We start from the raw sequence: 14,802 nt of genomic DNA, 5'->3' as shown, positions 1-14,802 counted from the left end.
GTTCGCCGCACAAAAATGCCGCCTCAAGTCGCTGGTCAGATGCCGGTGGCTCAGGCACAACAGGCTGTGCTGCCCCGCCGCCCAGCCGGGCACATTGGGCCGGGTATTGGCCGAGCAGGTAGTCCACCAGGCTTTGCAGCGACGAATAGTCGAACAGCAACGCGGTGTTTAGCTCCGTGCCCAGGGCCTCGCCGATGTGGCTGACAAAACTCACGCCAAGGATCGAGTCGATGCCGTAGTCGGCAAATGGCTGATCCGCCTGAATGCGACCGGGCTCCAGTTGCAACGTCTTGGCCAGGCCATCCAGCACCAACGCGGTCAGCACCTCGCGGCCGCTGCCGGTTGCCGCAGGCACCGTTTGCAGGGTTGGTGCGGGGCTGCCGAGTGGTTTTTCGATTTGATCCAGCACCGCCACGCGCTCCATACCATCGCTGTGCGCGACGATAATCTGCTGGCCAAGGCCATGGACGCATTGCGCCGGGAAGGTGACGCTGTGGAAGCCGGTTTCGCCCAGCACGCTGGCCCAGCTTTGCGGATACAGAGCCGGTGTGCCGGGAATGCGCAGCTCGGGGTCTTCGTACAGCCACCAGCCCTTGAGCAGACCGAAGGTCAGGTGGGCGAACAGCGAGCGGTCGCTGATTTCATTCATCACCACCATCGCGTCACGGCGCAGCAACGCACCGGCATGCGTCAGCGTGCGGCGAATGCTGCCGGTGGCGTGCAGCACGTTGGCGGCGATCACGATGTCATAACTGCCCAGTTCCAGACCCTGGGCTTGCGGCGGTTGCTCGACATTCCATACCTGATAGGTGAGGAACGGATTGGCCTCGCCATAGGTTTTCCTGGCGTACATCAAAAACGCCTTGGAGATGTCGGTGTAGCAATACTCGGCGATCTGCCCGCGCCACGCTTGCAGCGCCGGCAGCACGATGGAGCTGGTGCCGCCGGTGCCGGCACCGATTTCCAGAATGCGGATTTGCCGCTGCGGCTCGCGGATCAACAGCGCTTCGATGTGCTGTTGCACCACGCCTGCGACCACCTGATTGAAGTAGTCGGACAAGGCGTTGTGGCGATAGACGCCCTCGACCTTGTCCATCGAGCCGTTGGGGAACATGACATCGGTGGCCTGGGTTCGTCCGCCAAGTATCGCCGGCAGCTGTTGCAGGCAGGCGTCAACCAACTGCACCTGGGCCTTGCGTTGCGGCACGGCGATCAACTCCTCCCTGAGCAGGCACCAGCGTTGCTCCAGTGGCTGAGAATCCACTTGCTCCGTGACCGCGACCTGGGTGCCCCGGCGCTGCACCAGCCCCTGCTGTTGCAGCAGTTCGAGGCTGGTCGCCCACCAGCGGCCATAGTGCTCGCCGATGCCGGCCTGACGGCGCAGGACTTCGCTGTCCTGAAACTGCCCCGGTTGGGTGAACAGGCCCATGCGACGCAGTTGCACCAGCGTCATCCCGGCCATGGCCTGGTCAAACGGCAGTGGATCATGGGCCGCAAGCAACGGCGCGGCAGCGATGCGGTAGCGCTCAAAGCCATCGTCGGGCGACTGAATGCCGGTCTGGCCAAGGATGATGGGCTGCGGTTGCAGTTGCATCAACTGCTGGACCGGCGCCGAAGCGGCCATGCACAGCACCTGATCGAGCTGGCCGTGACTCAGGGCTTCGACAAAACGGGCAAAGCATCCAAAGCCCTCGCGGTCCTCCAGGGCCCCGGCGTGGCGGCTCATTGGTTGCGCTAACGGGTCCGCCGCCTGTTGTTCGGTCAGCGATGACAGCCAGAACCCCCAATTGATCGCACCCACCGGGAACGCCGCGTGCCGACGCAGGCTGCGCACCAGCGTGTCGCCGAAGGTGATGCCGGCGGCATAGGCCCCCAACCGCGCCGCGCCGGAGAAGGCAAAGCTTTGCCCGGACGAGAAGTAGCACATGAAATCCAGCGGCTCATCAGCCAGCGCCCGGTAGAACTCGATACCGCCACGGCTTTTCACTTGCAGGATTTCGTCGAACTGCGGTTCGGCGATGCGCGTGATCGGATCTTCATGGTTGAACACCACGGCGGAGAAAATCGCCCCGTTGATCGCGCCATGGCGCTGTTTGATCTGCGCCATGGCCCGTTGCAGCGATGCAGCGTCGTTGGCATCGGCTTGCAGGTAGTGCAACTGCGCCGGATCGACCGTGCGGTCAACGCGTTGCAGGCAGTTCGCGAGCCGTTGTTGCACCTTGGGATCGGCGGCGCCGCTGCGTCCCAGCCAGATGACCCGGGCCTGATAATCGGCCAGCAGGTAGCGGCTGATGATCGAGCCCACCGTGCCGCTGCCGCCAAGAATCACATAGACACCGCCCCGCTTGAGCGCCGGGGTGACAAAGCGGCCGTCGGCCAACGGCACCTGGGGTTGCCAGCTCAGGTTGAAAATACGCTGGCGATAACGCACGCCGTCGCGCAGGCACAGTACCTCGCCCCGCGCCAGGCCGTCCTCGCCCTGCACCTGGCGCAGTAAGCCTGGCCGGCGCCGGTGGTCGGCCAGCTCACGGCTGTCGACATCCAGGTTGCGTACCCGGAAGCGGTGTTCACCCTGGGCAATCGCGTAGGCCATGCCCGTCAGGCCGCCACCCACGGCGCTGACTGGCTCGCCGCTGATGTCGAAGTTGTCCTGGCTGATGATGTAGCTGTCGATCGCCTGGCAAGGGCTGTGCTGTTTGAGCCATTTGATCAACCGCAGCAGCAGGATTTCATTGGTTTTCGGGCTGTCGAGCTGCGCTTGCCAGTCAGTGGCCTGGGCGTTGCCGCCGAAGAAATACAGGCAATCGATGGCAGGACAAGCGCTCAGGCAGTGTTCCAGCGCTTGCGGATCAGCGACGTCCAGCGACCAGTGATCCGGCACCAGGCACACCGTTTGTGTGCCGGGCTCCAGACGAATCACCCGGCCTGCACCCGTGGTAAAACCGGCGCTGAGCAGGTAGTGCGCGGTGATCGCCTCTGCCACTGGCCGGATCGACGCATCGCCGACAATCAGCACGCAACGGTGCTCGGCGGTCATGGGTTCGCCGCCCTGCCCGTCGGCCTGCCAGCGTGCCAGATAGCTCAGGTGGTCGCTTGAGGTGGAAGCCGCAGCCTCAGCGCTAACGGTCTCAGGCGTCGCCACAGGCTCAATACCCGGTAACCAGAACGTCTCGCGGGCAAAGGGATAGACCGGCACGCTGATCCGGTACGGCAGCGGCCCGGCCCGCAGAGCATGCGGCAGTGTCCAGTCGACGACTTCGCCGTTGACCCACAGCTCCAGCAGCTTGTGCAGTTTGCCGCTCTCGGCCCAACGGCGAATCACCGGCGCCAGCTCGGCATCGGCTTGGGCGCAGAGCTGTTTACGCTGGATGTCGCCGACGTAAAGGCCTGCGTCCGGCTCGGCACCACGCTCGATAAACCTGCGCAATTGCGTCGCCAGCGCGGCAGGCGAATCGACCACCAGGCCCAGCCGCGCCGCCATCATTTCCCGACCGGTTTGCAGGGTGTACGCCAGGTTCGCCAGGTCGGCGCCCGACAGCGATGGCCGGGCAACCACATAGGCCAGCAGCGCCTGCGCATAGTCGCGCAGGCGTTCGCCGTCCCGGGCCGACAGCAGAATCACTTCGGCGCCGCTGGCGGTTGGCAACTCGCGATACTCGTCGTGCTCTTGCAACAGCACATGGGCATTGGCACCGCCAGCACCAAAGGATGAGACCCCGGCGATACGCGGCCCATCGCCTGCCGGGCACCAATCGCGCAGCGTCTGTTGCAGGTAGAACGGTGTCGCGTCCAACGTCAGGTTGGGATTGAGGGTGGTGGCATGCAGGCTTGGCACCAGCTGTTTGTGTTTGAGCTGGAGAATGACCTTGCTGACGCCGGCGATACCGGCGGCGCCTTCCAGGTGCCCGATATTGGCTTTGACCGAACCCAGCGCGCAGTGGCCGAGCTCGACGCCATCAAGCGCAAAGGCCTGGCTCAGGCCGCTCACTTCGATGGGGTCGCCCAACTCAGTGCCGGTGCCGTGGGCCTCGATGTAGCTGATCTTGCTGGCATCGAGCCCAGCCTGATCGATGGCCAGGCGAATCACCTTAGCCTGGGCCTGGGGATTGGGCACGGTGTAGCCGTTAGTCTTGCCGCCGTGATTGACCGCCACGGCGCGGATCAGCGCGTGGATGTTGTCGCGGTCCGCCAACGCCCGGGATAACGGTTTGAGCAGCACTGAACCGACGCCCTCACCCGGTACAAAGCCGTTGCCGCCTTCGCCGAAACTGCGGCAGCGACCGTCCTTGGAGAGCATCTGCCCGGCGCTCAATTCAACGTAGTTGGAGGGATGCAGGTACAGATTGACCCCGCCGGCAAAGGCCATCCGGCACTCGCCGCGACGCAGGCTTTCGCAGGCCCGGTGCAGCGCGCTCAGCGACGAGGAACACATGGTATCCACCGGTTCGCTCGGCCCGTTGAGGTCCAGCACATAAGAGACGCGGTTGGCGGTCGAGCCGAACGAGGTGCGCGGAAAGACCATGTGCCCCTGCTCCCGCAACGCCGGCCCATAGAGGCTGTAGCCGGTCTTGGTGATGCCGGCAAAGACCCCGACGTTGCCCTGATACTGCTCGGCCAGATCGGCCTTGGTGATCCCCGCGTCTTCCAGCGACTGCCAGCACGATTGCAGGAACAGCCGTTCCTGCGGGTCCATGTTGACCGCCTCACGCGGCGAGATATTGAAGAACAGCGGATCGAAATCGGCAAAGCCGTCGATGAAGCCACCCCACTTGCTGTAACTGCGAGCCTGCTTCAGCGCCTCGGACACCGAGTCGACGTAAAAGCCCTCAAGTGACCAGCGTTGCGGCGGAATCTCGGTGATGCTGTCGCGACCTTCCTTGAGGTTGCGCCAGTATTCGTCGAGATTGGCGGCCTGCGGATAACGACCACTGATACCGATGATCGCGATGGGTTCGGCGGCTGACATCGCCGCAGGTGCCTGGGTGGTCTGAGTGACAATCGGTGCAATTGGCACGGGAACGTCGGCCAGACCGCTCCACAACAGGCAGGCGCGGTGATGTTCGGCCACCAGATAACCGGTCAGCGCGTCCAGGCTGTGGTATTCGAAAAACAGCGTTTTCGACAACAGGCGTTCTGCCGGACGCAGCTGGGTCATCGCCGAAAACACGTCCTCCAGCGCCTTGTTGAGCCGGGTGATCATGATCGAGTCGATACCGTACTGCTCAAGCGGCGCAGCGCTTTCAACCCGGTCGGGCGGCAGTTTGGTAACGGCACAGAACACCGCCTTGAGTCGTTCGAGAATCGCGGCAGTGAGCCGCGTGCGCTCGACCGCGACCGGGGCCGACATCAGTGCTGGCTCAGTGTCGGTTTCTTCGGTGGCGCCAAAGTGCGCACGAATCTGCGCCAGATCGCCCTCGATCACCAGCAGCCGTTCCAGGCCGGCATTCAACCCCAGTTGCAACGCCTGGATGCCATGCACCGACTGCATCGGCGCCATACCGGTCTTGTGGCGGATGTGCGCACGGTCGGCGGCGCTGACCTGCATGCCGCCATCGCGCCACAGCGGATAATTGATCGACAGCGTGTGGCCGAAGCGCAAGCCCTGTTCGACGCGCTTGTTGCGTAGCCCGGCAAAGTGATCGACGAAGCCGTTGGCGGCGGCGTAATCCGACTGACCGATGCTACCCAACACCGCCGAACAGGATGAAAACAGCACAAAAAAATCCAGGTACAGCCGACGGCACGCACGGTCCAGCAGTTCGGTGCCGATCACTTTGGCGGCAAACACCTCGACCATGTCTTGCGCGGTTTTATGCGCGAGCAACCGATCGCGGTTGATCCCGGCGCCATGCAGCACGCCGTTGAGGCCGCCGTGGTTGGTGCAGATGTCGTCGATCAACTGCGCCAGCGCTTCGGCGTCGGTCAGGTCGACCTGCTGATAAATGACCACCGCGCCGGCATCACGAATGGCCTGCAATCGCGCCTGCTGACGCGCATCGAGGGCCGAGCGGCCAATCAGGATCAAGGTGGCGTCGCTGCATTGCTCGGCAATCGCGTCGGCAAAGATCAGCCCCAGGCCACCGGCGCCACCGGTAATCAGGTAGACGCCGTGATCTTTCCAGATGATGCGGTCGTGCTCACGGCGGGCGGCGACATCGTCCGCCAGTTCCTGCCATTGCAGTTCCTGGCACTCGCCTTGTTGGCCGCTGCGTTGCAACACCGAGCTGGCGCGCCGGCGGTTTTCGCCGAGTGTGGTGGTCAGCTGTGCGAGCTGAGTCGCCGACAATGGCTGGTCGGGCTCGACCTCGATCATCAGGCAGCGGGCACTCAGTGCCGGTTGTTCCAAGCACGCGGTTTTCAGCAAGCCGTCGAGACCGGCGTACAGCAAGTGCTCCGGTGCCTGTTCGGCGATCATCAGTTCAACGTGAACCCGGCCCTTGAGCGTCTGCAACCGCAGCAACAGCGCAATCGCCAGTTCCTGATAACGTGCTGCCGGTGCGGTCCTGGTGCAGGGCAGAATTTCACCGCGCACGCCTGCGCCAGCAGCGTTGCTCAGGCTTTGCAACTGTGCCACTTGCGCACTGCTGAAACCAACCCACAACAGCAGGCGCTGGCCGATGTCATCGTGTGCATCAGCGCTTGCCCCCAGCGGCTCCTGCCACACGGGACGTGCCAGAAACAGGCCGTTGGCGGGTTCATCCACTGCGTCTTCGGGCGTGTCCTGTTCGACGATGGGCTGCGGCGTCTGATCGACCCAGTAGCGCTCTTTGGCAAACTGGTAAGGCGGCAGGTGAATGCGCTTGGCCGAGCCGGTCGGCCACAGCGCGGCCCAGTCGATGTCGCTGCCGGCGACCCACTCACTGGCCAGCCGGCCGTTGTCGTCCGCCGCCACAGGCAGTGCGTCGCCATTGGCCAGCAGGGCCAGTTGAATGCGCAGTTGCGCGAGATCACTGACCACCAGCGCCGCCCTCTCCCGCATCGGCTCCCGGGCGGTCTGCAAGGTAAAGGCAATGTGGCTCAGCGGCGGGTCGGTCTTGTCCAGCCAGTGCGCCAGCGCCCGGGCGTTGTCGCGCAGGCTGGCGGCGGTTTTGCCGGACAAAGGAATAACCCGGCTCACTGCCGGTGGCGTTGCGTCTTGGTCTGTGCTGTGGGTTGTTTGGTATTCACCAATCACCAGATGCGCATTGGTGCCGCTATGGCCAAAGGAGTTGAGTGCCGCGATCAGACGTTCGCCGCCACTGGCCTGCCAGGCTTGCGCCTGACGGTTGATGTAGAACGGCGAGTGTTCAAGTTCGATCAGCGGGTTGACCTGTGCAAAGCCCGGCATGACCGGCAAAGTGCATTGGCGGATCGACAGCAGGACTTTGATCAGACCGATGACCCCGGCCCCCGCCGCCGCGTGACCGAGGTTGGCCTTGGCGCTGCCCAGCACGCAATAGCCCTGGGCATCGGTGAACGCGCGGAACGCACGGATCAATGCGTTGGCCTCGACCGGATCACCCAGCCGGGTGCCGGTGCCATGCGCTTCGACGTAGCTGATCTGCGCAGGATCGACACCGAACTTGTGCCAGGTGTCGCGCAGCAATTGCTCCTGAGCGTCGCCGTTGGGCGCGGTAATGCCGTTGCTGGCGCCGTCCTGATTCACCCCCGAGGCCTCGATCACGGCGTAGATCGGGTCGCCAGCGGCCTCGGCGTCTTCCAGGCGTTTGAGCACGACCATGCCCACGCCTTCGGAAATCACCGTGCCGTCGGCTGCCGCATCGAACGCATGACATTGGCCGCTGGGGCTGAGCATGTCGATGGCTGACAGGCTGATCAGCCCGCGTTGATCCAGCAGCGCATACACCCCGCCCGCCAGTGCCAGGCGGCTTTCACCGTGGCGCAGGCTTTCACAGGCCTGGTGGATCGCCACCGCGGAAGACGAGCAACCGGTGTTGACCACCATCGCCGGGCCTTTGAGGTCGAGGAAGTACGACAGGCGAGAGGCGACGATGGCCTCGGAGCTGCCGGTAAAGGAGTCGTGGTGATAGCCCCCCGGCTCGGCGCCGACATAGATGCTGACCGCCTCGCCGGCGAGGGTCATCGGGTTACACCCGGCATCTTCCAGAGCCTTCCAGCTTTCTTGCAGCACCAGCCGCTGATGCGGGGTCATCGACTCCGCTTCGTGGGGGGTGAGGTTGAAAAACAGCGGATCGAAGCAGTCGCGGTCCTTGAGGATGCCGGCGCGATTGCAATAGCTTTTGCCGGGTTGCTTGTCGGCGCTGTAGGCACGGGATTGCAGATAGTCCGGTCCCAGCGCCTGCACGCCGTTGCGACCGGCCAGCAGGTTGTCCCACAGCTCATCAACGTTATCGGCGCCGGGGAACTGCCCGGCCATGCCGATCACGGCAATTCGCCCGGTGTTGCGGGTCTGCGGACGTGTGCTCGGGGATTCTTCTTCACCCGCCAGCGCAGCCGCCATGACCGGCTTGATCAGTGCCGCAGCTGTCTGCGGCCCGTGCGCGGCGGTTGCCGCCAATGGCTCGGCCAGCGCCCGCTCGATCTGCGGGCCATAAGATTTTTGCAGGTAACTGTGCAGTTTGCTCACCGTGGCCTGTTCGAACAGGATCGCGCTGTTGAGCTTGATCCCCAACTGGTTGCCCAGTTGTTTGACGAAACCCACCCCGAGAATCGAGTCCACGCCGTAATCGGAAAACGGCGTGCGCAGCGCGATGCTCTGGCCGTCGGCCTTGAGGGTTTTGCCCAGGGCCTCGATGATCACTTGTTGCAGTCTGTCTGCAACGTCCACGGACGCTCCGGGCCCGCTGGCAGGATGCTGGTTCAACGTAAACTCCTTGTTTTGTGCGGACGTGGCGGGCCGTTGCGGCTCAAAGACTTGCAGGGTCAGTGCATCGCCATGGGCGGTGATGATCTGTTGACCCAGGGCGATTTGCGCCGGGATGTGCAGATCGACCTGTTCAAAGCCGCTGCTCCACAACAGCTCAAGCCAAGTCTGCTCGGCGATCAACGGCGAGCCGGGGATTCGCAGCGCCGGGTCCTCATACAACCACCAGCCATCGAGCAGGCCGAAGGTGGCGGTCGCGGCGGTGGTCTTGCGGTTGAGTTCATTCAGCGCCAGCAGGCCGCCGCTGCGCAACAGCGACCGCACATGGACCAGGGTGCGGCGCATGTTGGCGGTGGCGTGCAGCACGTTGGTGGCGACGACAATGTCATACGGCTGAAGGCTCTCCGCGGGCTGGCTGATGTCGAGAATTTGCGTGGTGAAGTAAGGTCGGCCTGCGGCGAAGCGGGCTTCCCCGTGCTGCAGAAATGCCCGGGACAGATCGCTGTAGCAGTATTCGCCGATCTGCCCCGCCAGCGGTTCCAGCGCAGCCAGCAGCGCGGCGGTGGTGCCGCCGGTGCCGGCGCCGATTTCCAGGATGCGCACCGGGCGCCCCGGTTCGGCCAGAACCTGCCGCCGCACGTGTGCGATCACCTGCGATGCCAATTGCTCGTTGAAGAAGTCCGACAGGGTATTGTGCTGGTAGATGCCCTCGACCTTGTCCATCGAACCGTCGGGAAACAGCAGGTCCGTCGCCTGAATCCGGCCTGTGAGAATCTGCGGCAACTGCTGCAGGCAATCGTCGATCAGCGTCACTTGAACCCGGCGTTCGCGGTCCTGAAAATAGTGATCGCGCTGGGTTTTCCAGGCGGCCAGAATCGCGGCGTGTGGCGTCCGGGCAACAGGCGTTGCCACGGCAAAGACCTCACCGTGCTGCTGCAAGTAACCGTGCTCCACCAGAATCGCCAGGCATTCCTGCCACCAGCGCCGATAGCGCTCGCTGATCCTGGCCTGCTGGCGCCAGACTTCAGCGCTGTGGGCACCGGGCCCAGTGAAGATGCCCAAGGTCTGCAACTGGATCAACAGCAGCACGGCAATCGATTGATCGAGCGTCTGCGGATCAAAGATCTGCTGCAACCGCTCGCGCTCGGCGGGCTCCAGTTCGACGCCCGGCGCCGTTTCTGGCACCAGCACCATTGGATCGAGCCGCAACTGCTGGCCCTCGGGCACGGCCATCAACTGACGCACCGCCGGCGAGGCCTTGAGGCACAGCAGGCGACGCAGCGAACCGCTGGACAGCTGCGCGACAAAGCGGCTGAAACAGGCAAAGCCCTCATCGTCATCAAGCGCGTCCAGATGCTGGCTGACCTTCTGCGCTTGCAGCGAAGCGCGCCAGAAGCCCCAGTTGATTACGCCGACCGGGAAACCCGCCGTCGGCCCGATGGCCTCGGCGAAGGCGTCGGCGAAGGTGATGCCGCAGGCATAGGCCGACAGCTTGGCCGCGCCGGAAAAGGCAAAGCCCTGCCCGGAGGAGAAATAGCAGAGGAAATCCAGCGGTTGCCCGACCAGCGCCTGATAAAAATGCAGGCTGCCACGGCTCTTGATGTCGAGAATCTGCTGGAACTGCGCCTCGGTGGTGTGCTGGATGCTGTTCTCGAAGTCGAAGACCATTGCAGAGAACACGGCGCCATTGATTCGCCCGTAACGCTGATTGACCAGTGCCACGGCCTGTTGCAATTGCACCAGATCTGTCGCATCGACCTGAAGATAATCGACCCTGCCCCGGAACTGCTCGGCCTTCAGGCTGTGCTGTACCTGCTCGCTGTCGGCAGGTTTGCGCCCGAGCCAGATCACCCGGGCCTGATAGTCCTCGATCAACTGACGGCTGATCACCTGACCGATCACGCCGCTGCCGCCGAGGATCAGGTACACCCCGTTCTGTTGCAGCGCCGACGTGCTGGTGTGGGTCGGCGGCAGCGCCAGCGGGATCAACTGCTGGATAAAGCGCTCGCCACGGCTGAGTTTGATCAGCTCACCGCGCGGCGAAGCAGGCTCGGCAAGGATCTGTGCGAGCAGCCGTTGCCGGCTGTGTGGCGTTTCAAGTTCGTCGAGATTGAGGTCCAGAGTGCGCAGGTGCACCCGGTGTTCGCTCTGGGCCATGGCGTAACCCAGCCCGGCCATGCCGGCCCCCAGCGGATTGCCCCGTTGCGGCGCACCAGCAAAGGAGTAGCGGCCGAAGGACAACAGGAAACAGTCGGTCGAGCTGGCGTCGTCCGCTGCCGTTTGCAACGCCTTGAACAGCCGCAGCAGCGGTAACTCGTGGTGTTGCAGGCTGTCGGCCAGCGCCAATGGCGTCATGTGGTTGGCCGTTTGCGCGCCGATCACCAAGATCTGCGCCACCGGGCCGAGGGCCGACAGAATGTGCGCGAAGCCTGTCGGATCATCGTCGCCGCAATGCCAATGGCCTGTCGCCAATTCGGTGGTGGCGCCAATACCGCCGTCGATCCGCAGCACATTCCGGCTGCCTTGATTATGCTCGGCCAATGCCGCCCATAGCAGCCCGGTCGCAGAGGTGGATTCGCCCAGGGTCACCAGCACAACCGCTCCGACGCCTGGCACTGTGGCTTGCTCGTCTGCAGTTTGAGCCTGCCAGCGCGGCAGGTAGCAGCAATCGGTCAGGTCCTGCTCAATGGGCGTTTCGACGAGGGCCGCGTCAGCTGGTGGATGTGCCAGCCCCGGCATCCAGTAGCTGTTTCTGGCGAAGGGATAACCCGGCAGGCTGATCCGCTCAGGGCGTCGATACGCTTTGTCGAGATAGAACTGCTGCCAGTCGATGGCTTCGCCCTGCACCCACGCTGTCGCCAGTTCGGTCAACTGTTGGTGTTGCAGCCAGTGATCGATTGGCCGCGAAGTCGGTTCATCCATCGTCGGGTCATAAGGATCGCTATGGCCGTGGAACACGTTGTCTAGCGCTTCGCCTGCCAGCCACGACGCCAGACAACGCTGCACATCGGCAATGGAATCTACCCGCAGCGCCAACCGCTCGGCCATCGCTTCGCGCCCGGTCTGCAGGGTCCACGCCAGGTCGGCCATTTCCGGCTGTTCAGTGTCCAGCTCTTTGTTTAGAAAAGCCTGCAAGCGCGACGCCGATTCCATCAAGCGTTGCGGATCACGTGCCGATAACAGGATCAGCCAGGGGCCGGGCATCGCCGGGCGTGTGTCGGTCACGCCGAGGTGTTCCTCGACAATCAGCGAAGCATTGGCACCGCCTGCGCCAAACGAGGAAATGGCGGCTATGCGTGTCGCACCATTGGCGGTCCAGGGCGCCAGTTGCTGTTGCAGGCGAAACGAGGTCTGTTCGAAATCAATGCTCGGGTTGGGTTGCGCGGCATGCAGCGATGGCACCAGTTGGCGGTGTTGCAGTTGCAGCAGGACCTTACTCAACCCGGCGATACCGGCAGCACTTTCACAGTGGCCGATATTGCTTTTGATCGAGCCGATGGCGCAGCGGGCGTCGTCGCTATGGGCAAAGACCCGGCTCAGGCCGCTGATCTCGATCGGATCGCCCAGCGCGGTGCCGGTACCGTGGGCCTCGATGTAGCTGATGCGGCTGGCATCGACGGCTGACCGTGCCAAAGCTTTTTCCAGCACACGCTGCTGGGCCCCGGCGCTCGGTACGGTGTAGCCATTGGTCTTGCCCCCGGCGTTTATCGCACCACCACGAATCACTCCGTAGATCCGGTCGCCGTCGGCGAGCGCCTTGTGCAACGGCTTGAGCACTACCGCGCCGACGCCTTCGGCATCGACAAAGCCGTCGGCATCATCGCCAAAGGCGCGGCAGTGTTCGCCGGGCGACAGCATCATCATTTCGCACAGACTGAGGTAGTGCTGTGGATTGATGATCAGGTTGATGCCACCGGCAATCGCCACGTCGCAGCTGCCACTGCCCAGGCTCTCGACCGCCAGGTGGATCGCGGTCAGCGATGACGAGCAGGCACTGTCGACCACGAAACTGGGGCCTTGCAGGTCCAGCTGATAAGACACCCGGTTGGCAATCGACCAGTAGTTGCTGATGGGGTTGTAGCTGCCGTTCATGACCCCGACAAACACTCCGACCTCGCCCTGTTGATGCAGGGTCGCCGGGTTGTAGCCCGCGTCTTCGATGCTGTGATAGGCCACTTGCAGGAACAGCCGTTCTTGCGGGTCCATCCGTTCGGCTTCGGTGCGCGAGATGCGGAAAAACGCCGGATCGAATTGATCGATGCCTTCGATAAAGCCGCCCCAACGCGTATACAGATGCCCGGACTTGCCCTTCTCCGCAGCAAAGTAACGCCGCCAGTCCCAGCGCTCGGCGGGGATTTCGTCGATGGCGCAATGGCCGTCGGCGAGGTTGCGCCACAGGTGGCCCATCGACTGTGCGCCGGGATAACGGCCGTCGAGACCGATAATGGCGATGTGGCTGGCCTCTGCCTTCTCGACCGGCACCGCGGCTTTTTCCAGGCGGGTGGTGTCTGCCGTTGTCTCGCGCACGTCAGCCTCGGGTTTCCCCAACAGCGCTTCAAGTTCTTCGCCGCGATGCTGAATAAAATGCTCGGTCAGCGCCGCCAGGGTCGGCACTTCAAAAAACAATGCGCTGTCGATGGCGGCAAAATGTTCGCTGAACGCATGGGTCAACCGGACCACCAGAATCGAGTCCAGGCCATAGTCTTCCAGCGGCCGCGACAGGCTCATCTTCTCGACCGGGATCTTCAACGTGGTGCTGACCAGATTGCGCAGGTAGTCGGCGACCCGGTGCCGCCAGCCGTCCGGGGCGGTCTCTTCCTGCTTCGGTGTGAACCTGTCTTGAGGCACGCGGCTATCGACGGGCGATGCTGCTGGCCGTTCGTTGCGGGCGACCGGCTGACGGACGATGCCGTCGCTCTCGGCCAGGATAATTTGCTGGCCCCGGTCATGTGCCTGCCGGGCCGGGAACAACACCGGGCTGAAGCCCTCTTGCTCCAGCACCGCCTGCCAGCCTGCCGGCGAAAGTCCGGGGCAACCGGGAATGCGCAGGGCGCCATCGCGGTGCAGCCACCAGCCTTCGAGCAGACCGAAACTCAGGTGGGTGAACAGCGACGCTTCGCTGATTTCATTGAGCATCAGCAATCCGCCTTTGCGCAGCACGGCCTTGGCGTTGCGCAATGTCTGGCGGATTTCCGGGGTGGCGTGCAGCACATTGGTCGCCACCACCAGATGATAGTGGTCGGCGTCAATGCCCTGCTCGGCGCACGGGCGCGACACATCGAACAGTCGGGTTTGCAGAAACGGGTTATCACGGCCAAATTGATCGACGCCGTGTTGCAGGAACGCACGCGACAGATCGGTGTAGCAGTATTCGCCGATCTGCGACCGCCAGGGTGCCAGCGCCGCCAGCAAGCCCGCCGTGGTGCCGCCCGTGCCAGCACCAACTTCGAGAATGCGCAGCGGTTCGGCGCCCGCTGGACGGCTTTCGATATAGGCCAGCGCTGCCTCGATCAGCACCTGATTGAAGTAGTCGCAAATCCGGTTGTTCTTGTAAACGCCTTCGACCAGCGTCATCGAGCCATCAGGAAAGAGCACGCGAGTCGCGGTCTGCTCACCGCGCAGCAGCGCCGGCAGCCCTTTGAGGCAGGCGTCGAGCAACTGCGCCCTGGCGGCCAGATCCGGGTCCTGGCGCCAGAGCGGCAAGCGCTCGTGCCACTGCTGCCACAGCGAATCGGCAGCGTCGGTTTCGATACCGGCGACGTAGTTGAGACTTTCAGCCAGCCACAGGTGCAGATAATCCGGCGTGACATGGCCGTGCTGCATCGCGAGGCATTGCAGGTCCTCGGCGCCAGCCAGCCCAAGCGCCTGCAACTGGCTCGCCAGTAGGTGGCGCGCCAGGGCATCGATTTCGTCGGAGGCGGCGGCGGTGGTCTGATCTGCGGCTGTTTGCATGCTTCAACTTCCCTGTGACGCGTCTG

The 14,802-nt window shown here is 63.7% G+C and carries 1 protein-coding gene (cut by a window edge); it reads right to left on the bottom strand.

Features of this window, described 5'->3' with window-relative positions; genetic code table 11:
* Positions 1-14,776: the 5' portion of an SDR family NAD(P)-dependent oxidoreductase gene (locus EXW71_RS27700; RefSeq protein WP_134660724.1), read on the bottom strand. The gene continues 92 nt to the left of window position 1, outside the view; only the first 14,776 of its 14,868 coding nucleotides appear in the window; its start codon is at positions 14,774-14,776; its stop codon lies beyond the left edge, outside the window.
* Positions 14,777-14,802: the final 26 nt, after the last annotated feature.

Origin of the sequence: Pseudomonas sp. BCA17 (genome assembly GCF_004519405.1) — a bacterium.
Lineage (GTDB): Bacteria > Pseudomonadota > Gammaproteobacteria > Pseudomonadales > Pseudomonadaceae > Aquipseudomonas.
Note: the sequence above shows the minus strand (reverse complement) of the source record. Positions and strands in the feature narration are given on the sequence as shown.